The 24,984-nt window shown below is 62.2% G+C and carries 16 protein-coding genes and 5 pseudogenes; 11 read left to right on the forward strand and 10 right to left on the reverse strand.

Annotation, left to right across the window (positions count from 1 at the left end; translation table 11 throughout):
* Window positions 1-114: 114 nt before the first annotated feature.
* The 4 genes and pseudogenes from cyoD to cyoA form a co-directional block, all read right to left on the reverse strand.
* Window positions 115-501 carry a cytochrome o ubiquinol oxidase subunit IV gene (gene cyoD / locus ACQVLG_RS23960; protein WP_034748058.1) on the reverse strand — a complete coding sequence of 129 codons (387 nt, stop codon included), beginning with the start codon at window positions 499-501 and terminating at the stop codon, window positions 115-117.
* Complete coding sequence (cyoC, locus tag ACQVLG_RS23965) at window positions 498-1,136, reverse strand: cytochrome o ubiquinol oxidase subunit III (protein ID WP_034788486.1); 639 nt, start codon at window positions 1,134-1,136, stop codon at window positions 498-500. The genes cyoD and cyoC overlap by 4 nt, the downstream gene beginning before the upstream one ends.
* Window positions 1,129-3,132, reverse strand: a pseudogene (cyoB, locus tag ACQVLG_RS23970) (cytochrome o ubiquinol oxidase subunit I). Before cyoB ends, cyoC begins: the two are co-directional and overlap by 8 nt.
* 90 nt (window positions 3,133-3,222) lie before the next feature.
* Complete coding sequence (gene cyoA / locus ACQVLG_RS23975) at window positions 3,223-4,206, reverse strand: ubiquinol oxidase subunit II (RefSeq protein WP_230537640.1); 984 nt, start codon at window positions 4,204-4,206, stop codon at window positions 3,223-3,225.
* 217 nt (window positions 4,207-4,423) lie between these two features.
* Here cyoA and ACQVLG_RS23980 point away from each other — a divergent pair, with 217 nt between their 5' ends.
* Window positions 4,424-5,770: an MFS transporter gene (locus ACQVLG_RS23980; RefSeq protein WP_474291291.1), complete on the forward strand. Its 1,347-nt coding sequence runs from the start codon at window positions 4,424-4,426 to the stop codon at window positions 5,768-5,770.
* A 78-nt stretch (window positions 5,771-5,848) separates the two neighbouring features.
* Here the strand turns inward: ACQVLG_RS23980 and ACQVLG_RS23985 are convergent, their stop codons facing one another.
* Window positions 5,849-6,301, reverse strand: coding sequence for an Hsp20/alpha crystallin family protein (locus ACQVLG_RS23985; RefSeq protein ID WP_230537638.1), 453 nt, complete (start codon window positions 6,299-6,301; stop codon window positions 5,849-5,851).
* A gap of 282 nt (window positions 6,302-6,583) precedes the next feature.
* Between ACQVLG_RS23985 and ACQVLG_RS23990 the strand changes: the two are divergent.
* From ACQVLG_RS23990 to ACQVLG_RS24015, 6 genes and pseudogenes are all read left to right on the forward strand, one after another.
* Window positions 6,584-10,065, forward strand: a pseudogene (locus ACQVLG_RS23990) (response regulator).
* 13 nt (window positions 10,066-10,078) lie between these two features.
* Window positions 10,079-10,960: a CheR family methyltransferase gene (locus ACQVLG_RS23995; RefSeq protein WP_474291292.1), complete on the forward strand. Its 882-nt coding sequence runs from the start codon at window positions 10,079-10,081 to the stop codon at window positions 10,958-10,960.
* Entirely contained in the window at window positions 10,957-11,634 is a 678-nt protein-coding gene (locus tag ACQVLG_RS24000; protein WP_474291293.1) for a response regulator, read from the forward strand. The genes ACQVLG_RS23995 and ACQVLG_RS24000 overlap by 4 nt, the downstream gene beginning before the upstream one ends.
* Window positions 11,517-11,887: pseudogene (locus tag ACQVLG_RS24005) on the forward strand (sensor histidine kinase); the annotation flags it as partial. The gene ACQVLG_RS24000 and the pseudogene ACQVLG_RS24005, both read left to right, overlap by 118 nt.
* A gap of 108 nt (window positions 11,888-11,995) precedes the next feature.
* A complete protein-coding gene (locus ACQVLG_RS24010) occupies window positions 11,996-12,142 on the forward strand; it encodes an ATP-binding protein (protein ID WP_474295781.1) in 147 nt (48 codons plus the stop codon).
* Between the two features lie 115 nt (window positions 12,143-12,257).
* A pseudogene (locus ACQVLG_RS24015) lies at window positions 12,258-15,032 on the forward strand (hybrid sensor histidine kinase/response regulator); the annotation flags it as partial.
* Here the strand turns inward: ACQVLG_RS24015 and ACQVLG_RS24020 are convergent.
* The gene (locus ACQVLG_RS24020; protein WP_474291294.1) at window positions 15,026-18,271 is read right to left on the reverse strand and encodes a PAS domain-containing protein; all 3,246 of its coding nucleotides are present in this window, start codon (window positions 18,269-18,271) and stop codon (window positions 15,026-15,028) included. The pseudogene ACQVLG_RS24015 and the gene ACQVLG_RS24020 overlap by 7 nt on opposite strands.
* Before the next feature lie 100 nt (window positions 18,272-18,371).
* Between ACQVLG_RS24020 and ACQVLG_RS24025 the strand changes: the two genes are divergently transcribed.
* Window positions 18,372-19,286: an alpha/beta hydrolase gene (locus tag ACQVLG_RS24025; RefSeq protein ID WP_474291295.1), complete on the forward strand. Its 915-nt coding sequence runs from the start codon at window positions 18,372-18,374 to the stop codon at window positions 19,284-19,286.
* A 146-nt stretch (window positions 19,287-19,432) separates the two neighbouring features.
* On the opposite strand, the gene ACQVLG_RS24030 is transcribed toward ACQVLG_RS24025, so the two are convergent.
* The 4 genes from ACQVLG_RS24030 to ACQVLG_RS24045 form a co-directional block, all read right to left on the reverse strand.
* The gene (locus ACQVLG_RS24030) at window positions 19,433-19,567 is read right to left on the reverse strand and encodes a hypothetical protein (RefSeq protein ID WP_474291296.1); all 135 of its coding nucleotides are present in this window, start codon (window positions 19,565-19,567) and stop codon (window positions 19,433-19,435) included.
* 62 nt (window positions 19,568-19,629) lie between these two features.
* Window positions 19,630-20,118 carry a hypothetical protein gene (locus ACQVLG_RS24035; protein ID WP_474291297.1) on the reverse strand — a complete coding sequence of 163 codons (489 nt, stop codon included), beginning with the start codon at window positions 20,116-20,118 and terminating at the stop codon, window positions 19,630-19,632.
* 15 nt (window positions 20,119-20,133) lie between these two features.
* On the reverse strand, window positions 20,134-20,598 hold the full coding sequence (locus ACQVLG_RS24040; RefSeq protein ID WP_474291298.1) for a hypothetical protein: 465 nt from the start codon (window positions 20,596-20,598) through the stop codon (window positions 20,134-20,136).
* Window positions 20,599-20,865: 267 nt separating this feature from the next.
* The gene (locus ACQVLG_RS24045) at window positions 20,866-21,396 is read right to left on the reverse strand and encodes an SRPBCC family protein (RefSeq protein WP_474291300.1); all 531 of its coding nucleotides are present in this window, start codon (window positions 21,394-21,396) and stop codon (window positions 20,866-20,868) included.
* A 130-nt stretch (window positions 21,397-21,526) separates the two neighbouring features.
* Between ACQVLG_RS24045 and ACQVLG_RS24050 the strand changes: the two genes are divergently transcribed.
* The 3 genes and pseudogenes from ACQVLG_RS24050 to ACQVLG_RS24060 all read left to right on the forward strand — a co-directional run bounded on the left by ACQVLG_RS24050 (window position 21,527) and on the right by ACQVLG_RS24060 (window position 24,982).
* Window positions 21,527-21,961 carry a MarR family winged helix-turn-helix transcriptional regulator gene (locus ACQVLG_RS24050; RefSeq protein WP_230537629.1) on the forward strand — a complete coding sequence of 145 codons (435 nt, stop codon included), beginning with the start codon at window positions 21,527-21,529 and terminating at the stop codon, window positions 21,959-21,961.
* Between the two features lie 56 nt (window positions 21,962-22,017).
* Window positions 22,018-23,525: pseudogene (locus ACQVLG_RS24055) on the forward strand (DHA2 family efflux MFS transporter permease subunit).
* Window positions 23,526-23,542: 17 nt separating this feature from the next.
* A complete protein-coding gene (locus ACQVLG_RS24060) occupies window positions 23,543-24,982 on the forward strand; it encodes an efflux transporter outer membrane subunit (RefSeq protein WP_474291301.1) in 1,440 nt (479 codons plus the stop codon).
* Window positions 24,983-24,984 lie beyond the last annotated feature (2 nt).

The following is a 24,984-nucleotide window of genomic DNA, read 5'->3' on the forward strand; positions in this document are numbered from 1 at the left end:
GCAAGGCTAGCGCAATTTTTGAATAATGCACAGCCATGCCGCGTGGGCCTGGCGCGGCATCTTGCGATGCGGCGCCAGGGGCGCGCCCGGTGCTGTCTGGGCGCGTTTGACTCATCATGGAGCCGTTTTCGTATGCATGTACTCAGGCATCAGATCCGGCATCATGTTGTGGTTCATGTGGTACATGACCCACAGGGAACCGGCCATGGCGATGCCCACGATCATGATCGTGAAGATCAGCGCCATCATGTTCCAGCCGCCTTCCGACTTGGTGTTCATGTGCAGGAAGTACACCATGTGCACCACTACTTGAACGGCCGCGAACGCCAGCAGGACCAGGCCCATGGTGCCCGAGTTGGTGATGGCTTTCGTCATCACCAGCCAGAAAGGAATGGCCGTCAGGATCACCGACAGGATGAAGCCGATGGTGTAGCTTTTCAGGCTGCCATGATCGTGGTTGTCATGGTGGTGGCTATCGCCGTGTGTGTGGTGGTCGCTCATGGCAGCACTCCCATCAGGTAGACAAAGGTGAAGACGCCGATCCAGATGACGTCCAGGAAATGCCAGAACAGCGACAGGCACATCATGCGGCGGCCGTTTTCCGGGGTCAGGCCATGCTTGTTCAACTGGAACATCAGGGTCACGAGCCAGATCACGCCGAACGTCACGTGCAAGCCGTGGGTACCGACCAGGGCGAAGAACGACGACAGGAACGCGCTGCGCTGCGGACCGGCGCCTTCGTGGATCAGATGAATGAATTCATACATTTCCAGCGACAGGAAGGCCAGGCCGAACAGGCCCGTGATGCCCAGCCAGACCAGGGTGCTGCGCAATTGCTTGCGCTGCATGGCCAGCATGGCGAAGCCGTAGGTGATCGACGACAGCAGCAGCATGGCCGTGTTGACGGCCACCAGCGGCAGGTCGAACAGCGCGGCGCCCGTCGGGCCGTCCGCATAGCTGCGGCCGACCACGGCGTACGTGGCGAACAGACAGGCGAAGATCAGGCAATCGCTCATCAGGTAGAGCCAGAAACCCAGCAAGCTGCCGTTTTCCGGGTGGTGCTCGCGCACAAAGTAGCTGCGCGTGCTTGGTGCGGCGCCAGCGGCGCCGGTGTTATGGGCGATGGTATCAGACATGGCTGCTCAGCAATTTAGTATAAGCGTCTTCGGTACGGATGACTTCTTCCGCAGGAATGTAGTAATCGCGCTTGTAGTTAAAGGTATGGACGATGATGGCAATCATCATGATCACGAAGCCGGCGGCGGCGACGAGCCACATTTGCCAGATCAGGCCAAAACCGACCAGTGCGGACAGTGCGGCGATCACGAAACCAGCCCAGGTGTTCTTCGGCATGTGGATCTTCGTGAAACCGGACGTCGGACGCTGGTAACCGTGTTTCTTCATGTCAGTCCATGCATCGAGTTCGTGCACTTGCGGCGTGAAGGCGAAATTATAGTCTGGCGGGTGGCGACGACGTCGACCATTCCAGCGTGCGGCCGCCCCATGGGTCACCGGTCACGTCGCGCAGGGCGTGACGGTTGCGGTAGCTGACGAAGAACTGGATCAGCATGGAAGCGATACCCAGGGCAATCGAGACGGCGCCAAACCAGGCGATGATGGTCCAGATTTGCAGCGATGGATCTTCAAAGTGGTTGACACGGCGGGTCACGCCCATCAGGCCCAGCACGTACAGCGGCATGAAGGCCAGGTAGAAGCCGACGAACCAGAACCAGAACGAGCACTTGCCCCAGAACGCGTCGAGCTTGTAGCCGAAGGCTTTCGGGTACCAGTAGTTAATTGCAGCAAATACACCGAACACCACGCCGCCGATAATCACGTTGTGGAAGTGGGCAATCAGGAACAGGCTGTTGTGCAGCACGAAGTCCGCTGGAGGTACGGCCAGCAAGACGCCGGTCATGCCGCCGATGGTGAAGGTGACCATGAAGCCGATCGTCCACAGCATCGGCAGTTCAAAGCGGATGCGGCCGCGGTACATGGTAAACAGCCAGTTGAAGATCTTCGCGCCCGTCGGGATCGAAATGATCATCGTCGTGATGCCGAAGAAGGAGTTGACGCTGGCGCCCGAACCCATGGTGAAGAAGTGATGCAGCCATACCAGGTACGACAGGATCATGATGACGCAGGTGGCGTACACCATCGAGGCGTAGCCGAACAGGCGCTTGCTGCTGAACGTGGCGACCACTTCCGAGAACACGCCGAACAGCGGCAGGATCAGAATGTAGACTTCCGGGTGACCCCAGATCCAGATCAGGTTGACGTACATCATGGCGTTGCCGCCCAGTTCCGTCGTGAAGAAGTTAAAGCCGGCAACGCGGTCCAGCGACAGCATGGCCAGAACAGCCGTCAGCACCGGGAAGGCGGCGACGATCAGGATGTTGGTGCACAGAGCGGTCCAGGTGAAGACGGGCATTTTCATCCAGGTCATGCCAGGCGCGCGCATCTTGACGATGGTGGCGATCAGGTTGACACCGGACAATAGCGTCCCGACCCCGGCAATCTGCAAGGACCAGATGTAATAGTCTACCCCCACGTCCGGACTGCCGACGATGCCCGACAGCGGCGGATACGCCAGCCAGCCCGTGCGGGCGAATTCGCCGACGAACAGCGAAGCCATGACCAGGGCGGCGCCCATGGTGGTCATCCAGAAGCTGAAGTTGTTCAGGAATGGGAAAGCCACGTCGCGCGCGCCGATTTGCAGCGGCACCACGTAGTTCATCAGACCCGTCACGAAAGGCATCGCGACGAAGAAGATCATGATCACGCCGTGGGCGGTGAAGATCTGGTCGTAGTGATGCGGTGGCAGGAAGCCGGCATTGTCGCCGAAGGCGATCGCCTGCTGGGTACGCATCATGAGCGCGTCGGCAAAGCCGCGCAGCAGCATGACCAGGCCCAGGATCATGTACATGATACCGATTTTTTTATGGTCGATACTGGTGATCCGTCGCGCCACAGGGTACCCCAGACGCGGAAATACGTCAGTGCCGCAACGAGTGCGATACCGCCCAGGGCGACCATTGCAAAGGTCGCCAGCAGGATAGGTTCGTGAAATGGAATTGCATCCCAAGTCAGACGGCCGAATATAAGCTTCGTCAGATCAATATGGTCTAGCATTGTTACTCTCAGAGAAAAAAGGGAGGCGCCAGGCAAGCGGCGCCAGTATCTGCAGCGCCACTACGATGCGCTGCGGGATTCATGCAGTGGTTACTTGGCTTGAACGCCCTTTTCCACGACTGCATCGCTAGCGACTACTGCCGTTACGGCCGCTACCGGGCTTTTTGCCATCGTCAATTTGTATGGCTCGACCGGCGTCACGCACAGGGCGTCGGAAACGATGGTGCGGTTCAGAATTGCCTTGTACAGATCGTTAGGCACGGCGCTGTAGCGGCGCACCGGATCGCGTTCGCTAGGCTGGGCCAGCGACAGGTAGTCGTCGCGGTTCAGCGCGCCGCCACCGGCACGTGCCGATTCCACCCATTTGTCGAAGTCCGCATCATTCACGCCGTGGAACTTGAAGCGCATGCCCGAGAAACCGGCACCGCTGTAGTTCGCGGAGAAGCCCTTGTAGACACCAGGCTTGTTGATGACGGCATTCAACTGCGTTTCCATGCCCGGCATGGCGTAGATCTGACCTGCCAGTGCGGGGATGAAGAACGAGTTCATGACGGACGAGGCGGTGATCTTGAAGCGGATCGGGCGGTCGACGGGCGCGTACAGTTCATTCACGGAAGCGATGCCTTGCTCCGGGTAGATGAACAGCCATTTCCAGTCCAGCGCCACGACTTCGACGATCATCGGTTTGTGGCTGGCAGGAATCGGGCGGTTGGCGTCGATACGGCTCAATGGGCGGTATGGATCGAGGGTGTGGGTACTGATCCAGGTCAGCAGGCCCAGCACGATGATGATCAGCAGGGGCGCGCCCCAGATGATCAGCTCGAGGCGAGTCGAGTGGTCCCAGTCCGGCTCGTATTTGGCCGCGGTATTGTTTTTTCTATAGCGCCATGCAAACAGCAGGGTCAGGGCGATTACCGGAACGATAATCAACAGCATCAGCAATGTCGAGATGACAATCAGATTGCCTTGCTGAACTGCGATGTCGCCAGACGGATTCAGTACCACCGTATTGCAACCAGCCAACAATGCGAGAGGTAAAAGAAGCAGTCCGCGACGAACTTTTAATGAAAACATACAGGAAAGTCCAGTACAGGGGATGAAGATATGGTACTGTATTCTCACTGGAGCGCGTTGGCAATTGGACGTTTTGTCCTACCCCTTGCTCGGATTTTCACTTGGTGGTTGAGGAGTTTTCCTACAGCTATCTATTGAATAGTCCTACTCCGGGCGTGAGACACCCGGGGTAAGTTACGCGTTGGCCGAACTCGAAACTATATTGGAGACGATCATCATGTCCAGCACGCGCACACACAGCGGGGACGTACCCGCCGACTTTTCCCCCCACTCCCTGCGCGACGCACGCGGGGCCGGCACGGTCGAATCGCATATCGACCCCGGTGAGATCGCCGTCGGCGTGATCATCGGCCGCGCTTCCGAATACTTTGACTTCTTTGTCTACGCCATCGCTTCGGTGCTGGTGTTTCCGCGCGTCTTCTTCCCGTTCGAAGAACGCCTGGAGGGCACATTATATGCTTTCCTGATCTTCTCGTTCGCCTTCATCGCCCGTCCGTTCGGCACCGTGATCTTCATGGAGATCCAGCGCCGCATGGGACGCAGCGCCAAGCTGACGTTCGCCCTCTTCCTGCTGGGCGTGTCGACGGCCGGCATCGCCTTCCTGCCGACCTACGCCCACCTGGGCTTTGCCGCCATCGTCTGGCTGTCCGTGCTGCGCATCGGCCAGGGCGTGGCGCTCGGTGGTTCCTGGGATGGCTTGCCGTCGCTGCTGGCCCTGAACGCGCCGGAAAACAAGCGCGGCTGGTACGCCATGCTGGGCCAGCTGGGCGCGCCCGCCGGCTTCCTGATCGCCGCCGGCCTGTTCTGGTTCATGCTGACCACCCTGACGGATGAGGAATTCCTCGACTGGGGCTGGCGCTATCCCTTCTATGTGGCCTTCGCCATCAACGTGGTGGCCCTGTTTGCCCGCTTGCGCCTGGTGTCGACAAATGAATATGCGCGCCTGCTCGACGAACGCGAACTGCAGCCCGTGAGCGTGTTTGAAATGGGCCGCGGCCAGGGCCGCAACGTGCTGATCGGCGCCCTCGCCGCGCTGGCCAGCTACGCCCTGTTCCACCTGGTGACCGTGTTCCCGCTGTCATGGATTTCCGTCTACCAGACGCGTTCCGCTTCGGACTTCCTGCAGATCCAGATGCTGGGCGCCATGCTGGCCGCCGTCGGCGTGGTAATTTCCGGCTTGCTGGCCGATAAAGTGGGCCGCCGCACCACCCTGGGCGTGCTGGCCGTGCTGATCGCCATCTTCAGCGCCTTCGTGCCGACCCTGATGGGCGGCGGCAATACGGGCCAGGACGTGTTCATCCTCGTCGGCTTCAGCCTGCTGGGCTTATCCTACGGCCAGGCAGCCGGCGCCGTGACGGCCAACTTCCCTGCCCGCTTCCGCTACACGGGCGCGGCCCTGACGTCCGACCTGGCCTGGCTGGTCGGTGCCGGCTTCGCTCCGCTGGTGGCGTTGGGCCTGTCGGCCAACTTCGGCCTCGCCTATGTCAGCTTCTACCTGCTGTCGGGCGCCGTCGCCTCGCTGGCCGCGCTGAGCCTGAACCGGGCGCTGGAAATCCGCGACTGACATATATATAGTGGGTAGCGCACACCGCACTGAAAAAACGCCGGCACCGTCCGGCGTTTTTTCATACCTTGGCCAGGCTTACTGTATCGCCAGCTGCCGGCCGCCCGTGCCCTCTTTCTTCGGCAAGTCCAGCAGCAGCACGCCGTTTTCGTAGCGGGCCTGCGCACCGGCCTCGTCCACCTCGTGCGGCAGCACGAAGCTGCGGTAGTGCTGGCCGTACTCGCGTTCGCTGCGCACGGTCTTGCCGCCGCCGTCGCGCGTCACTCTTTCATCCTTGAGTTCGGCACTGATGGAGACGCGGTTGCCGTCGATGGAGACCTTGATATCGTCCTTGTTGACGCCTGGAATGTCCGCCTGCACCTGATAGGCTTGCTCGGTTTCGGAAATGTCGACGCGCATGCGCGACGTGCCCCCTTCACGCAGGCGCAAGGCGGGCGCAAAAAAGTCATGCATGAATTCTTCCATGTCGCTGAACGGGTCGAAACGTGCCAGCGGGTTTTGCGTATCGCGACGGATCAATTGATTAGCCATGATGTCCTCCTGCAAAGGCTGGTTTGCACACGGCGGCCGTCCGCGGGGACGCCGCCACCTCCTGCATCTTAGGATGCGAAGCGCCAATCTCGTTGATCTGCCTCAATCGTGGCAAGCTTGATTTTTTCGCTACTTTGCTCTGTGCGTTGCCGCGCTTTGCACAGCCTTGCAAGTCGGCAATTGAGCGCAAGGCTGTTATGCTAGCGCACACTATGCTTGACCACCAGAAAACTTGCATTTCAATTAAAATTGATTTTTTCGCGACAGCCTTACACGGACATGATGAATACCAAGACCCCGATCGACTCCTTCAGCTTTCGCCGCATCCTCGCCCGCAACGTCACCTTGCCGCTGGTCATCGGGGTCGTCACCGCCCTCGTGTTTGTCGGCCTGATCGCCTACCTGCTGTCGGCCCTGCGCTCGGTCGAGCATTCCGAACGGGTGATCGGCAACGCCAACGAAGTCATGAAGCTGTCCGTCGACCTGGAAACAGGGATGCGCGGCTATCTGCTGACGGGCGATGAAACGTTTTTGGCGCCATATAAGTCGGGCAAGGCAAAGATCGCCGTGGAAATGAGCACCCTGCTCGAACTCGTGTCCGACAGCCCCATCCAGGTGGACCGCTTGCGCCGCATCCGCGCGCTGCAAGGCCAGTGGATGGAGTAGTACGCGGAAGCAGTGATCGGCCAGCGCCGCAATAACCAGGAATTCCTCGCGCGCGTGCGCCAGGGCGAAGGCAAGCTGGAATTCGATGAAATCCGCCGCGAATTCCTCACTTTCCTGTCCATGGAGCAACGGCTGCGCCAGGAACGGGCCGACACGGCCGAAGGCCGCACCATGCTGGCCGTGGCGGTATTCCTCGTCCTCAGCCTGGGCATGTCGGGCTTGCTTGCCTATCTGGGACGGCGCGAACTGCTGCGCCTGTCCGATATCTACAATGAAGCGCTGGAACAGCGGAGCAAGGACAACGACGTGCTGCAGGAACAGGCGTGGCTGCGCACGGGACAGACGGAGCTGGCGGCCCACACGAGCGGCCAGCTGGGCCTGCCGCAGCTGGGACGGCACGTGCTCGATTTCCTGGCCCACCGGCTGGAAGTGGCCGTGGCCACCCTGTACGTCGTCGATGAAGACGGCAGCCTGCGCCGCACGGCCGTGTACGGCTTCAACGAACAGGGCGTGAAGGAAAAACAGGTGTTCAAGCTGGGCGAAGGCCTGGTGGGCGAGACGGCGCGCGAAAAGCGCCTCAAGCATGTGCAGCAAGTGCCCGAGAATTATCTGACCGTGACGTCGAGCCTGGGCAGCGGCGCACCGCTGGAACTGGTTTTGGCGCCCGTCAACAATGAAGGCGTCGTCAACGGCGTCATCGAACTGGGCTTTACGCATCCCGTCAGCGCCCGCGCCAAGGAATGGCTGAACCTGATTGGCGCGAATATCGGCACCTCGCTGGAAGCGGCCCTGTACCGCCAGCGCCTGCAAAACGTGCTGGAAGAAACCCAGCAATTGAACGAAGAGCTGGAAGTGCAGCAGGAAGAGCTGCGCACGGCCAATGAAGAGCTGGGCGAGCAGTCGCGCGTGCTGGAACAGTCGCAAGCACACCTGGAAGAGCAAAAGGCGGCGCTGGAGCAGTCGAACGAGCAGCTGGCCGTGCAAGCGCTGTCGCTGGACCAGAAAAACATGGCCATCGTCGAGGCGCACGCCCAGCTGGAAGCGCGCGCGGACGAGCTGCAGCGGGCCAGCCGCTACAAATCCGAATTCCTGGCGAACATGTCGCATGAGCTGCGCACGCCGCTGAACAGCTCGCTGATCCTGTCGAAGCTGCTGTCAGACAACAGCAGCGGCAACCTGACGCCGGAGCAAGTGACGTTTGCGCAAACCATTTATTCGGCCGGCAATGACCTGTTGACCCTCATCAACGATATCCTGGACATTTCCAAGGTCGAGGCGGGCAAGCTGGAATTGACGCCGGACGCCGTGCCCTTCGACGAGCTGCTCAGCAGCATGAAGATGCTGTTCGGCGCCCAGGCGCAGCAAAAGAAACTGGTATTTGACGTCAAGGTGGCGCCGGACACGCCGCCGTCCTTCGTCAGCGACCGCCAGCGCCTCGAGCAAATCCTGAAGAACCTGCTGTCGAACGCCATCAAGTTTACGGATGCGGGCACCGTGTCCCTGCACGTGAGCGCCGATGCGGCCGGCCAGGTGCGCTTCCAGGTGCAGGATTCGGGCATCGGCATCGCCGACGACCAGCAGCACAAGATTTTCGACGCCTTCCACCAGGCGGACGGCACCACCAGCCGCCGCTATGGCGGCACGGGCCTGGGCCTGTCGATTTCGCGCGACCTGGCCGCCTTGCTGGGCGGCAGCATCGAGCTGGCCAGCACGCCGGGCCACGGCAGCACGTTTACATTGGTGCTGCCGGCCATGATGCCGGAACGGGCGGTGGAAACAGCAAGCGCGCCCGCCGCCGCGCCGCAAGCGCCCGCAAAAACCGCCGCCGCGCCGAAGGCGGCGCCCGCCGCCAAGCCCGTGCCGCTGCCCACCTTCCAGGATGACCGCGACAGTGTGCCCGCCGTCAAGACGGGCCAGCGTTCCGTGCTGGTGATCGAGGATGAACCGTCGTTTGCCGGCATCCTGTTCGACCTCGCGCATGAAATGCAGTACCGCTGCCTGGTGGCGCACGGCGCCGATGAAGGCTTGCGCCTGGCGGAAGAATTCCTGCCCGACGCCATCCTGCTCGACATGGGCTTGCCCGACCGCCCGGGCTTGCTGGTCTTGCAGCAATTGAAGGAAAACCCGCTGACGCGCCACATTCCCGTGCACATCGTCTCCGGCAACGACCAGATCCAGGAAGCCATGCAGCTGGGCGCCATCGGCTACGCCACCAAGCCGCGCACGCGCGAACAGCTGAAGGAAGTGTTCCGCAAGCTCGAATCAAAATTCACGCAGCAGATGAAGCGCATCCTGCTGGTCGAGGACGACGAACGCCAGCGCGAAAGCGTGGTGCACCTGATCAGCGACGACGACGTGGAAATCACGGCCGTGGCGCTGGGCGAACAGGCGCTGGAATTGCTGAAGACACAGATTTTCGACTGCATGATCATCGACTTGAAGTTGCCTGATATCCAGGGCAACGAATTGCTCGAACGCATGGAGCATGAAGAGCTGTCTCGTTCCCGCCCGTCATCGTCTACACGGGCCGCAACCTGAGCCGCGAGGAAGAGGCGGATCTGATGAAGTATTCGCGCTCGATCATCATCAAGGGCGCCCGCTCGCCCGAACGCCTGCTCGACGAAGTCACCCTCTTCCTGCACAAGGTGGAATCGGAACTGTCGAGCGAACGCCAGGGCATGCTGCAGCAGGTGCGCAGCCGCGAGCGCGTGTTTGAAGGCCGCAAGATTTTGCTGGTGGACGACGACGTGCGCAACATCTTTGCCCTGACGAATGCGCTGGAACAGAAAGGCGTGGTGGTGGAAATCGGCCGCAACGGCTTCGAAGCCATCAGCAAGCTCAACAGCGTGGACGATATCGACCTGGTGTTGATGGATGTCATGATGCCGGGCATGGATGGCCTGGAAGCGACGCGCCTGATCCGCGCCGATGGCCGCTACAACAAGCTGCCCATCATTGCGATTACGGCCAAGGCCATGAAGAATGACCAGGAAGAATGCCTGCAGGCGGGCGCCTCCGACTACCTGGCCAAGCCGATCGACCTGGACCGCCTGTATTCACTGCTGCGCGTGTGGATGCCGAAGATGGAACGCATGTGATGGAGCGATACTGATGTCCCTGCGCACCACGGACGCGCAACTGCACGCGCTGATGGAAGCGATCTATCAGCGCTACAGCTATGATTTTCGCGACTACTCTTTGCCCTCGCAACGCCGGCGCCTGAATCAGGCGCTGGAGCGCTTCCATTGCGCCGACCTGCCCGCCTTGCAGCAGCTGGTGCTGGACGACGCGGCCGCCTTTGGCAAGCTGCTGCAGATTTTGACCGTGCCCGTCACGCAAATGTTCCGCGACCCGGCGTTTTTCCTCGCCCTGCGCGAACACGTCGTGCCCGTGCTGAAAACCTACCCGTCACCGACCATCTGGGTGGCCGGCTGCTGCACGGGCGAAGAAGCGCTGTCGCTGGCCATCATGCTGTACGAGGAAGGCTTGCTCGAACGCAGCACGATCTACGCCACCGACATCAATCCGCAAGCGCTGGCCACGGCCGCGCGCGGCGTATACCCGCTGCACCGCATGGCCGACTACGGCGACAACTACCTGGCCGCGGGCGGCCTGGGCCAGCTGGCCGAGTACTACACGGTCGAGCATGCCACGGCGCGTTTCCAGCAGCACTTGCTCGACAGGATCAACTTTGCCGACCACAGCCTGTCCACGGACAGCGTTTTTATTGAAACGCAATTGATTTGCTGCCGTAACGTGCTGATTTACTTCAACAAAACCTTGCAGGAACGGGCCCTGGGCCTGTTCCACGATTCACTGTGCCACCGGGGTTTCCTGGGCCTGGGCAGCAAGGAAAGCACGCATTTCACGCGCTTTGCCGCCGACTTCGAACCCTTGCCGGGTCCCGAAAAGCTCTACCGCAAGCGTGCGCCGTCGCACGCCGCTTCCCATTACGCTGGACGGCACATGCCAGGAATGAAACATGATGAATGAAACAAAGCACCAAACTGCTGATCGTCGACGACTTGCCGGAAAACTTGCGCGCGCTCAATGCGCTGATCCGCGAGAGCGACCGCAGCGTCTACCAGGCCTCCTCGGGCGAAGAAGCGCTGGCCCTGCTGCTGGAGCACGATTTCGCGCTGGCCATCCTCGACGTGCAGATGCCGGAAATGGATGGTTTTGAACTGGCGCAATTGATGCGCGGCACGGAAAAGACGCGCCACATCCCCATCGTCTTCGTCACGGCGGCCGGCAAGGAAATGAATTTTTCCTTCCAGGGCTATGAAAGCGGCGCCGTCGATTTCCTGCACAAGCCGCTCGACATCAATGCCGTGCAAAGCAAGGTCAACGTTTTTGTTGCCCTGCACCAGCAGCGCAGCGAGACGCGGCGCCAGGTGCAGGCGCTCGAGCACAGCCGCCAGCAACAGGAAGCGTTATTGAAAGAATTACGCGCCACGCAGGCAGAGCTGCAGCGTTCGCTGCGCCTGCGCGACGAATTATGTCCATGGTGGCGCACGAACTGCGCACGCCGCTCAATACGCTGTTCCTGGAGACGCAGATGCGCACCGTCAACCTCGAACGGGGCAACCTGGCCGCCTTCGAGCCGGAAAAACTGGGCAAGATGGTGGCGCGCGACGGGCGGCAAATCCGCAGCATGGTGCGCCTGATCGATGACATGCTCGACGTGTCGCGCATCACCAGCGGCAAGCTGTCGATCCGCCGCGAAGCCGTCGACCTGACCAGCCTGGTGCGCCGCGTGGCCGACGACCTGGCGCCGTGTGCGGCCGCCACGGGCAGCGTGCTGGAAGTGCTGGCCTTCGAAGCCATCCACGGTTACTGGGATGCCTTCCGCGTCGAGCAGATCGTTGTCAATCTGATCAGCAACGCCGTGCGCTACGGCCAGGGCCAGCCAGTGGAGATCAGCCTGGCGCACACGCAGAACAGCGCCGTCATCGAAGTGCGCGACCATGGCATCGGCATCAACGCGCGCGACCAGGAACGCGCATCTTCGACGCCTTCGAGCGCGTCATGCACCAGGACCGCACGGGCGGCCTGGGCCTGGGCCTGTTCATCACCAAGCAGCTGGTCGATGCGCATGGCGGCGCCATCACCCTGCAAAGCCAGCCCGGCAATGGCGCCCTGTTCAGCGTCACCCTGCCGCTGGCCGGCAGCTGAGGCCCCCATGAGCAGCACACCCGCCTCCAGCAGCCAGACCGGCGCCAGCGCCGTCGCCTTTCTGTTGCAGCTGGAACGCCGGCTGCGGCTGCTGCAAGACACGGGCGACATCCTTTCCCTGTCGGCGCAGCTGCTGGGACAGCGCCTGGGCGCCCAGCAAGTGGCCTGTTTCGATATCGACCAGACCCTGCAATGCCCTACCCTGCAGCATGCGTGGAGCGACGGCCTGGCGCCCGGTGCCGCCGGCGAATATTTCCTCGGCGATTATGCGGCCCGCCTGGCCGAGGCGCTGGCGGCCGGCCAGGCGCTCGCCGTCAGCGATGATGTGGCGAGCGACCCGCGCACGGCCATGCCGGCCGCGCTGGCCACGTTTGCGCGCCTGGGCATCCGCGCCTTCCTGAATATTCCCATTGCCAAGGAGGGCCGGCTGGCGGCCCTGTTCGTCGTGCACAGCCGCGCGGCGCGGCTGTGGCATGCGGACGAGATCGAACTGGCCGTGCAAGTGTCGGAACGGGTCTGGTCGACCATTTTGCGGGCGCAGGCGGAAGCGCGGCTGCGCGCCCTCAGTGCCAGCATGGAAACGCAGGTGGCCGAGCGCACGCGCGAATTCGGCCGCACCTGGAACGTCAGCCCCGATTTGCTGGGCGTGCTCAACCTGGACGGCTATTTCGAGCACTCGAACCCCGCCTGGCAAGCCACGCTGGGCTGGTCGGCGGAGGAAATCCGCACGACGCGCTTCCTGGAACTGATCCATCCCGAAGACTTGCCGCGCACCCATGCGGCCTGGGAAGCGGCCAACCAGGGCCAGCCGGCGCTGCGTTTCGAAAACCGCTACCGCCACAAGCTGGGCGGCTGGCACTGGCTGTCGTGGGTGGCCGTGCCCGAGGGAGAGAAGGTGTATTGCAGCGCGCGCGACATCACCGTGGAAAAGAAGCTGGAAGCGGAACTGGCCGCGCGCAACAGCGAGCGCGAGCGGCTGTGGCGCAGCGCGCAAGACCTGATGGTGGCCATCGATGCCGACGGCTGCTTTGCCGCCGTCAACCCGGCCTCGTCAGCCATCCTGGGCTGGCTGCCCGAGGAAATGCTGGGCCGCAGCCTGTTCGACTTCGTGCTGCCCGAGGATGCCGCCGCCACGCGCCAGGCCTTGTTGCAGGTAAGCAAGGAATCCATCCCCAGCTTTGAAAACCGCTACCGGCACCGCGAGGGCGGCCACCGCTGGCTGTCGTGGGTGGCCGCAAGCGAAGGCGACCTGGTGTTCGCCACCGGGCGCCACGTCACGCTGGAAAAGGAAGCGGAAAGCACCTTGCGCAGCATGCAGGAATCGTTGCGCCACAGCGAAATGGCGCTGCTGCAATCGCAAAAGCTCGAAGCGCTGGGCAAGCTGACAGGCGGCGTGGCCCATGATTTCAATAATGTCCTGCAAATTATCTCCGGCAATCTGCAGTTGCTGCAGCTTGGCCTGGACGACGACCCGCTGGCCGCCAAGCGCATCGCCAGCGCCTCGGCCGCCGTGGAACGGGGCGCCAAGCTGTCGGCCCAGCTGCTGGCTTTTGCGCGGCGTCAACCGTTAAAACCGCTGGTAACGGACCTGGCGCAGCTGCTGCGCGCCACGGAAGACCTGCTGCGGCGCGCCACGGGCGAAAGCATCGAGACGCGCTTGCTGCTGGCCGACGACTGCTGGCGCGCCCTGGTCGATCCGCACCAGCTGGAAAACGTCATCCTCAACCTGGCCATCAACGCGCGCGACGCCATGGCCGGCCAGGGCCAGCTGACCATCGAACTGGGCAACAGCGTGCTGGACAGTGCCTACGCGGCCCGCCATGCGGACGTGGCGCCCGGCGACTACGTGCAGCTGGCCGTCTCGGATACGGGCACGGGCATTCCCGCCGAGCTGCTGGACAAGATTTTCGAACCGTTCTTCACGACCAAAGGCGAAGGCACGGGACTGGGCCTGTCCATGGCGTACGGCTTCCTGCGCCAGAGCGGCGGCCACCTGACGGTGGACAGCGTGCCCGGCCATGGCAGCACCTTCCGCATCTACCTGCCGCGCTCGCTCGAAGCGGAAACGGAACTGCCGCTGCAACTGGGCGGCCCCGTGCTGGGCGGCAAGGAAACCATCCTCGTCGTGGAAGACGACGTGCAGGTGCAGACGACGGTGGTCGACATGCTGCGCGGCCTCGGCTACGCCGTGCTGCGCGCCAGCGATGGCGAAAGCGCGCTGGCCATCGTCGGCAGCGGCGTGCCCATCGACCTGCTGTTTACGGACGTGGTGATGCCGGGCAAGGTGGCCAGCACGGAACTGGCGCGCCAGGCCCGTGTGCTGCTGCCGAAGCTGGCCGTGCTGTTCACCTCTGGCTACACGCAGGACGCCATCATGCAGGGCGGCCGGCTGGAACCGGGCGTGGAACTGTTGAGCAAGCCCTACCGGCGCGAAGACCTGGCGCGGCGCATCCGCCACCTGCTGGCCAACCGCCAGCACGTGACGGCCCTGCACCAGTACCGCGCGCAACTGGCGCCGCAGGCCGCTCCGGCGCGGCCGGAGGGCAGGCATATCCTGCTGGTGGAAGACAATGCCGATGCGCGCGCCATGACGGGCGACCTGCTGGCCATGCTGGGACACACGGTGCTGGCCGTGGGCACGGCCGAGGAAGCCCTGCCCCTGCTGGCTACGCCGGGACTGGAACTGCTGCTGACCGATATCAGCCTGCCGCGGATGTCGGGCGCCGAGCTGGCCGCACGGGCGGCGCGCGAACAGCCGCAGCTGGAAGTGGTGTTTTCCACGGGCCACTCCCCCGCCAATTCCGGCGTGCTGGACCCGCAGGCGCGCTTTCTGGTGAAACCCTTTACCGTCGAGCAATTGCAGCGGGCCTTGCTGCCGCCAAATCAGTAGACGTCGAGCCGGCGCGCCTTCAGTGCGCCGGCCAGTTCTTCCAGGCCGAACGGCTTGCGCAGGAAACGCGCGCTGGCGTCCTGCATCAGGCTGGCTCCCCAGTCGTGCCCGGAAGCAAACACCACCTCCAGCTGCGGCCAGTGCGCGCGCGCATGGCGCGCCAGTTCCAGGCCGGACATGGTGGGCAGGCTGATGTCCGTCACCAGCACGTCCAGGCCCGGCATGGCCAGGAGCGGCATGGCCGCTTCCGCGCTGGCCACGCCATGCACGGTGTGGCCCAGCATATTGAGCATTTCCGTGGTCATTTCGCGCGCATCGTCGTTGTCTTCCACCAGCAGGATGCGCCGCCCGGACGGGTCGGGCGCGCCCACCAGGCGGCGGTCGGCCAGCAGGTGGCGCAGGCGCCGCGCCAGGTCTTCGCGCTGGTAGGGCTTGCTCAACAGCTCGACACCCGGGTCCAGCCGCCCGCCCTGCATGATGGCGTTGTGCGTATAGCCTGACGTAAACAGCACGGCCAGCTCGGGCAGCAGCAATTTCGCCTGCTGCGCCAGCTCCTTGCTGCTGACGGGACCAGGCATGACGACGTCCGTAAACAGCAGGTCGATGGCCACGCCCGTACCCAGCAGGGCCAGCGCCGAGGCGCCGTCGTCCGCATGCAGCACGTCGTAGCCGAGGCCGCGCAGCATGTCGACCACCGTGTGTTGCACGGGAGCATCGTCTTCCACCACGAGGATGGTCTCGCCGCCGCCCAGCACGGGGCCCGTCAGGCCCGGCGGCGGTTCGGCCAGCTTTTCCAGCGAGCGCGGCAGATATATCTTGAAGGTCGTGCCGGCGCCGGGCGCGCTGTGCACCTTGATATGGCCCGCGCTCTGGCGGATGAAGCCGTAGGCCATGGACAGGCCCAGGCCCGTGCCCTCGCCTTCGCGCTTGGTGGTGGTAAAGAACGGCTCGAAAATCTGGTCGATCACGTCGCGCTCCATGCCATGGCCCGTGTCCGTGATGGTCAGCAGCACATATTGCCCTTCCAGCACATCGGCATGCAGGCTGGCGTAGGCGGCATCGAGCGTGACATTACTCAAGGTAAACGTGAGCCGGCCGCCCTTCTCCATCGCGTCGCGCGCGTTGATGGCCATGTTCAACAGCACGTTTTCCATCTGGTTCGGGTCGACCAGGGTATGCCACAAGCCTTCGCTGATGAAGGTTTCCTCGGCAATCGCTTCGCCCAGGGCGCGGCGGATCAGCTCATGCATGCGGCGCAGCAGCCGGCCCAGGTCCGTCACCAGCGGCTTCAACGGTTGACGCCGCGCAAAGGCCAGCAGTTGCGACGACAGCTTGGCGCCCCGTTCGACGGCCGAGGCCGCCGAATCGAGGCGCCTGGCCGCCTGCGGATTGTCGGACACCGTCAGTTTCAGCAGTTGCAGATTGCCGGAAATGATTTGCAGCACATTGTTGAAATCGTGGGCCACGCCGCCCGTCAGCTTGCCGATCGATTCCAGCTTCTGCGCCTGCAGCAAGGCTTGCTCGCTGCGCACCAGCGCCAGCCGCGCCTCCTTCTCGTCCGTGACGTCGCGGCCGATGGCGTGGATCAGCTTTTGCGCCGGCACGGCCGTCCAGGAAATCCAGCGGTAGCCGCCATCGCGCCGGCGGTAGCGGTTTTCCATGCGCAAGGTAGGCGCGCCGTGGGCCAGGCGCGACAAGTCCTTCAAGGCCGCCATGCGGTCGTCGGGATGCACAAGGCTGATGAAGTCCATGCCCAGCGATTCGATTTCCGGCCGGTCGAGGATCTTGCTCCAGGCGGGATTGACGGCGATGATCATGCCGGCCAGGTCCGCCACCAGCATGATGTCGGTCGACAGCCGCCACATGCGGTCGCGGTCGGCCGTGCGGTTGGCCATTTCCACTTCCAGCGAGGAATTCAGGTAGGCCATCTTTTCCAGCACGTTCTTCTTCTGTTCCTGCACGTCCGTATTCGTGCCCACCCAGCGCAGCACCGTGCCTGCCTCGTCGAACAGGGGCAAGGCGCGCGCCAGGAACCAGCGGTAGGCGCCGTCGCTGGCGCGGCGCATGCGGAACTCGTGTTCGTAGGCGCTGGCGGTGGCGACGGCCCGCTCCCAGCTTTTTTGCGTGGCCTGCACGTCGTCCGGGTGCACGCACTGGCGAAAACCGGTGGACACGAGCGACTTCATCGATTGCCCCGTGTATTCGCACACCTGTTGGTTGACCCAGTAGGTGGCGCCGCTGCCATGCGCCAGCCAGGCCTGGTTGGGCATGGTCGAGGCCAGCGAACGGAACTGCGCTTCGCTGTCGAGCAAAGCGTTGCGCGCCTGCCAGTGTTCGTCGATATCCTCGCAGGAGCCGTACCATTTCACGGGCTGGCCCCGCTCGTCGAGCCGGCAGTAGGCGCGCGAATGCACCCAGCGGTAGCGGCCGTCCTGCCGGCGCACGCGCATTTCCTGGTCCAGCGGCTGGCCGCTGCCCACCGCTTCGCTCCACGCCGCCAGTGTACGGGGCACGTCCTCGGGATGGATGGCATCGAGCCAGCTGGTAGCGAGGCCGCTGCCTCCCGTCCAGTCGCGCCAGCGCTGCGCCACATAGTCGAGCTTGCCGTCGAGGTCGGCCGTCCACAGCACTTGCGTGTTCAGCTCGATGGCGTAATGGAAGTGTTCGCGGCTGTCGTGCAGCGCTTTTTCCAGCTGGCCCCGCTCAATCACATGCGCGGCCACGCGCGCGGCCAGCGCCAGCAATTCGATCTCGGGCTGGGTGGGATGGCATGGCGCCTGGAAAAACAGGCCCAGCACGCCCAGGATATGCCCCTTGGCGCCGAAGACGGGAGCGACCCAGCAGGCGCGGTAGCCGTGCAGCATGGCTTCCTTGCGTCCCGCGCTCCAGTGCACGTCGCGCGTGATGTCACCGCAATACACGGGCGCGCCGGAAAAGGCGGCCGTGCCGAACGGGGACGGCTGGTCGCCGCCGTGGCGCAGGGCCAGGCACAGGTCTTGCGGCAGGCTGGGCGCGGACAAGCCGCAAAAGCGGTCGGCCTCGTCGATGAGCACGAGGCAGGCGTGCGCGCCGCCCTCGGCCAGGTCTTGCAGCGCCAGCAACAAGTGTTCCAGTGCATGGGCCAGGTCGGCGCCTGCCGCGATGCTGCCCAGCGCACTATGCTCGGCGTCCAGCAAGGAAAGAATGTTGTTTGCGTGCACCGTGTCGATAAGGGGAAAACTGATGCCGAAATATACCATGGGGCAACGCTCTTGCAGGAGGAAAACAGCATGCCGCTTGATCTCTGCCGCCACGCGGCCCTATGCTACAGTGTTGCTCTCTTCTCAAGCGAATCCCAGCATGCCTACCTCCTTGCCGTCTTCCCTGATCGCCACCGCCCTGCTCACCTCCGCCCAAGGCGCCGTCGCCGTCCCCATGAGCCTGGACGACTACCTGGCCCTGAACGGCCCCGCCCCCACGGCGCAGATCGCCTATGGCCCCGCGCCATCGCAATACGCGCAGCTGTTCCAGCCCGAAGGCAGCGGCCCGTTCCCCGTCGTCGTGCTCGTTCATGGCGGCTGCTGGACGGTGGCCTTCGGCGGCATCAAACAGATGCGCAACGTGGCCGGCGCCCTCGTCGCGCAAGGTATTGCCGTGTGGAATGTGGAATACCGGCGCGTGGACGAGCCAGGCGGCGGCTATCCGGGCACCTACGAAGACATACACGCGGCGCTCGACAGCCTGCAGCAGCACGCGCCCCGGTACCAGATCGACACGCGCCGCATCGTCGCCATGGGCCACTCGGCCGGCGGCCAGCTGGTGCAATGGATCGCCGGCAGGGAAAAGCTGCCCAAGACCAGCCCCCTGTACCGCGAACAGTATCTGCCGATCAAAAATATCCTGAGCCTGGGCGGCCTGGCCGACCTGCGCCACGAGAAAGACTTGATCAAGACCAGCTGCGAACGCGACATCGCGCAACTGGCAGGCAGCGCCAGCACTGACCGCCCCGACATCTACAGCGACACCAACGCCGCCGACCTGATCCCCAACGGCAGCCGCACCGTGCTTGCCACGGGAGAATTGGACACCATCTCCCCTCCCCGCGTCGCGCATGACTATGCGGCCAGGGCGCTCAAGGCCGGCGACCATGCGGAAGTGCTGATCTTGCCTGGCGCCAGCCATTATGACGAGATTGCGGCGACGTCGAATGCTTGGGGGATGATTTTGCCGGTGGTGCGGGAGATGCTGGGGATAGTGGGTGGAAAGCTGCCGTAAATGGGGCATCATCCGCCGCAAACCTCACCCCGCATGTGCTATGTGATCAGTTACAATTAGAAGGAATAGCGTTTAGCGTCAGAACGAAAGTTTCCAGCATGAGAGTAGTGAAAATTTGGGACGCAGATATTTATCGGGACGGCGAATCATATGGCTTTTACTTTGATGCCGATGATGGCCACTGGTACGAGTTGTTCATGCAAACCACTGCGTTCGATGACGATAAGTGCGCCACGCACCGTCCTCCCGTCGTTTACTTGGAAGGTTGCAATAGTGGACATGTAGTTCAAAACCTTTCATGGGATGAAGCAAAGGTCTTTATCAAAAACCTGTCCTACAACAATCATCGCTTCAGCGAATTATCGCTCATCATTGCAAATGAAGGCCGCGAACTTACCGACTGAGATTGTCCGTCACCCATTTCGATCACCACTCGTGGCCTGGAATTTAATTCAACTATAAATTTTTCAACAAGACTGCGATCCTTTTCCGTTTTAATACTATGCTTTAAAACTGGCGCCACATAATAAACGAGCAAATCAGAATCATTGGGCTTATTTGTTACAACTTCCTTCACGACGGAAATTAAATTTGGCAAAGACATGAATGAAGCAAATACTTCATATGGTTTCGAGTTGGCGAATGGGATTTTCTTGAGGTAAAAGCGAGCCAAGCGCAATTGATCATTTTTCTTCCATGAACGATGGCCCATAACTTTAAAAGCTTCCCCGTAGTTCTCAGCTTCTATTGGGAAAGTCTCCATAAGATAACTTGCAGCATCCTCCGATGCTAAACTTTTGAGCTTGGTTTCAAGTTTAGTTTGGTTATTCATACAAACCTCCGACCTTCAATATTTCAGAAATAGCCCAAGAGGCAACTTGGCATAACATGCCATTGTTTCCGATGGTTGATAATGACCAGAGTCATTCTTCCAGTGAACAATAGTTCCGCGCTTTGGGCCCATGTTATTCGCAAAACGAATCGACCCAGCATAAGCCACATCATTACCTCCGCTAAGCCCAAGATGCGTTGAGTAATCAAAGTTGCTATTCTGCCGTGCCACACGGACAATTCCATCTGACATGGTTACAAAATCGTATCGCCCAGATGGGGTGATTTTTATTCCATTTACGCTCTTTAACCAATATCGGCCATCAGCATCCTGGCTCAGAAATCTAAGAATATTCTGTAGAACGACCGCATCTCCAGGCCTTAGATTACTGAACATGCCTGCACGAGTAAGGTTTTGTACTACGGAGGAAATTTGTTTCTCCCAATAATAAGCATCGTACGTAAAGCGTGCTTTTATCAATAGTACCTCGAACGTGCCAAGACCGCCTAGCGTTGGCACATATACTATCTATTCGACATCTGATTCCTTAGTAGATTCATCAAAACTGGCAACGACAGCAAGAACTCACCCCCGCCCCAAACCAAGGCTCCCCGGGCCCAGCGGGCCTGAAAAATGGCCAGGGCAAGGCGCGCGGGCGAAGACAGTACGCATGTACGGCGAGCCCAAGCAACGCAGCCATGGACATTTTCTCAGGCCCGCGGCTCTGGCCCGCCATTCAATACAAACTTACTGAACACGCGCTAGGTACTGCGCCAGCTGGGCGAAGGTAGCCTTGAACCCCTGCGTCATCGACTCATGCCCTTCCACAAAAGTCCGATGCTGCTCATCCGTCGCCTTGTGCGGCGTCGACCGCAAGGTCATCGTCGTCTTGCCGTTTTCCTCGGTGAGGGTCATGACATTGAACGATTCCAATGGCCAAGTCGCGCTGACCGGATGCTGCACGGCATTACCCTGCTTGTCGGCGAACGACAAAATCGAAACGATGCGTTCAGGCGCTTCGATGGCCTGGTAAGTGAACTTGCCCCACATCTCATAGCCATTGTCGGCGCGCATGCCGTAGTGGAAGACACCGCCGGGCTGCAAGTCCAGCGCCAGCACGCTCAATTCGAAGCCGACGGGGCCCCACCATTGGGCCAGGCGTTCCGGCTCCACCCACGACTGGAACACCAGTTCGCGCGGCGCGTCGAAAGTTTGCGTGATGACAAAGTCGCTGCTGTCGCGGTGCTGGCCGTCCTGCTTCTGTTTTTCCGTCGTCATGCTGTCTCCTGATGGTGGTGGGCTGACTGTTAATGTAACAGCGGCGTAGACAAACGGGAAGGCCTGTACGCCTGCCAAAGAGGCATGCTAAAATATTAGTTAGACACCTAACCATTAGACGACTCACCTTATGATTTCTATCGAAGAGCGCTTTTCCGCCGCGCTCCACAAGACGGCGCGCGGCTGGCGCCATGCGATCGACCGGCGCCTGAAAGACCTGGACCTGGGGCAAGCAAGCTGGATGTGCATCGCCATGATCGCCAAATCGCCGCAGCCGCCCTCGCAAAGCGAGCTGGCGCACCAGTTGGGCGTGGAAAACCCCACCATGGTGTCGATGCTGGACCGGCTCGTGAAATCGGGCTTCGTGCAGCGCCAGCCGTCGGCAACGGACCGCCGCGTGAAACTCGTCGTGCTGACCGAGGCGGGCCTGCAAGTGTATGACACCGTGCGCAAGGAAGCGGACGGCTTCCGCAAGGAGCTGCTGCAGGGCATTGACCCCGATCAACTGCGTGCCGCCACCGAACTGCTCGAAGGCCTGCAGGCTGCCACGGAGAAGTTTGCGTGACTTCCGTGACGGCAGCGGCCCTTCCAGCCTCGCAAGACCCCACGCTGAACCGGCGCATGATCACGATTTCGATCATGCTTGCCACCATCATCCAGGCGCTCGACGGCACCATCGCCAACGTCGCCCTGCCCCACATGCAGGGCAGCCTTTCCGCCTCGCAAGACCAGATCACCTGGGTACTGACCTCGTTCATCGTTGCCGCCGCCATCGCCACGCCCCTGACGGGCTGGCTGTGCGACCGTTTCGGCCAGAAAAACACCTTTCTCGTCTCCGTGGCCGGCTTTACGCTCGCCTCCGTGCTGTGCGGCCTGTCCGGCACCCTGTCCGAGATCGTTGCCGCCCGTTTGCTGCAAGGCGTGTTCGGCGCGGCGCTGGTGCCGCTGTCGCAGGCGGTCTTGCTCGATATCAATCCGCGCGAAAAGCACGGCTCGGCCATGGCCATCTGGGGCATGGGCGTGATGATCGGCCCCGTCCTGGGCCCGACACTGGGGGCGGCTGGCTGACGGACAGCTACAGCTGGCGCTGGGTCTTCTTCATCAACATCCCCATCGGCGCCATGGCCTTCTATGGCATCTGGCGCTATATCCGCAAGGACCCGCCCAACCGCCGCATGAATTTCGATATGTTCGGCTTTGCCACCCTGAGCCTGTCCATCGGCGCGCTGCAGATGCTGCTGGACCGGGGCGAGCAGAACGACTGGTTTTATTCCACGGAAACGTGGATCGAAGCCATCGTGCTGGCCATGAGCCTCTGTTATTTCATCGCCCACACGGCCCTGCGTCCGGCCGGCAAGTCCTTCCTCGACTACCGCCTGCTGAAGAATTCGAACTATGTGAGCGGCTTGCTGTTCATCTTCATCGTCGGCATGGTGCTGTTCGCCACCCGCGCGCTGACGCCGTCGATGCTGCAAGGCTTGATGAACTATCCGGCGGCCATTGCCGGCCTGGTGACGGCGCCCAGCGGCCTGGGCACGATGCTGGCCATGCTAATCGTCGGCAAGCTCACGGGCAAGATCGATACGCGCATCCTGCTGGGAGTGGGCTTTTCGATCACCGCGTTTTCGCTGTGGCAGATGGCCAATTTCACCCTGGACCTGGTGCCGAAGACGGTCGTGTGGAACGGCATCATCCAGGGCATCGGCCTGGGCCTCGTCTTCGTGCCGCTGAGCGCGGCCACGTTCGCCACCCTGTCGCCGCAGATGCGGGCGGAAGGCACGGCGATTTACAGCCTGGTGCGCAACATCGGCAGCAGCATCGGCATCGCCCTCGTGCAAACCTTGTTGGTGCGCAATACGCAGATCGCCCATGCGTCCCTGACGGAACACATCAATATTGCCAACCCTGCCCTGCATGACCCCGGCATCGCCCAGGTGTTCGACCTGGGCACGAGCACGGGCATGGCGGCGCTGAATGGCGAAATCACGCGGCAGGCGTCGATGATCGCCTACCTCGACGACTTCTGGCTGATGATGTGGCTGACCATCCTCGTGCTGCCGCTCTTGCTCCTGATCAAACCACCAAAGAAGAATGCGCCCGTCGTCGTCGACCACGCGGCCATGGAATAACCCTCATGCACACACCGATGAAACTCTCCCTGCGCATATTGGCGCTCAGTCTATCCCTGGCCGGCTGCGCCAGCATGGCGCCCGACACGCAACAGTTGCCGCAGCAAGACCTGGCCACCGTGCAACTGGCGGCCGACATCCACCTGGCCAGCGAAGGCTGGCCCGCCGCCCAGTGGTGGCGCCAGTTCCAGGACGATCAGCTGGACCAGCTGATCGAACAGGCGCTGGCCGCCAGCCCGAACCTGGCGGTGGCGAATGCCCGCATCGGCTCGGCCCTGTCCGCGTTTGACGCACAGCATGCGGAGCGCGGCCCCAGGGTAGACCTGGGCGCGAACGCCAACCGCCAGCGCTATTCGGGCAATGGCCTGATGCCCGCCCCCATCGGCGGCAATTACTACAATGAAATCACGGTGGGCGTGCAAGCCCATTACGACCTCGACTGGTGGGGCAAGCACAAGGCCCAGATCGCCGCCAGCCTCGGTGAAGTCAATGCGCGGCGCGCCGAATACGCGATGGCGGAACAGATGCTGGCGGCCGAGATCGCCCGCCACTATTTCAGTATGCAAAACGGCTGGGCACGCATGGACAACCTGCATGCGCTGGTGCAACTGCAACAGCTGCTGGTGCTGGACAAGGAAAAACGCATCGCCAACGGCCTCGGCGTCAGCGACGACCATCTGTCCGCGCAAACGCGTTTGAGTCTGCTGCAACAGCAGATCGCCCTGCTGGAAACGCAGGTCGTCACGGAACGCGAAGCCTTGCGCGCCCTCGTCGGCGGCGACAGCTCGGCCTTGGCCAGCCTGCAGCCGAAACAGGCGCAGCCGCTGCCGCATGCGCTGCCCGGCAAGCTGGGCATGGAATTGCTGGCACGCCGGCCAGATTTGCAGGCGGCCCGCTGGCGGGTACAGGCGGCCATGAGCAAGATCGAGGCGGCGCAGGCGTCGTTCTACCCCGATATCGACCTGGGGGCCTCGTTCGGCCTCGATGCGATCAGGCTGGGCAAGCTGCTGCAATCGGGCAGCCGCACCCTGTTCATCGGCCCGGCCCTGTCGCTGCCCCTGTTCGACAGCGGCCGCCTGCAGGCCCAGCTTGCCGGCGCGCGCAGCGAACGCAACGAGCTGATCGCCGACTACAACCAGAATGTCTTCAATGTCGTGCGCGACGTGGCGCAGGCTGGCGCCAGGGTGCAAGGCGTGGAAAACCAGCTGCGGCTGCAGCAGGAAAACCTGCGCGCCAGCGAAGCCCAGTTGCGCAATGCGAATGCGCGGCTCAAGCAAGGCCTGGCCGACCGCGCCACCCAACTGAACGCGGAAATGACCGTGCGCGGCCAGGTGGACCTGGGCATGCAGCTGCAAAACCAGCGCCAGGACGCGGAAATCGGCCTGACCGTGGCGCTGGGCGGCGGCTACCGGGGCAGCAGCGATTTTTCCGCCAGCGCCAGTACCGCCAAACAATAACC

It is taken from the genome of Janthinobacterium sp. TPC_1, from assembly GCF_056037845.1.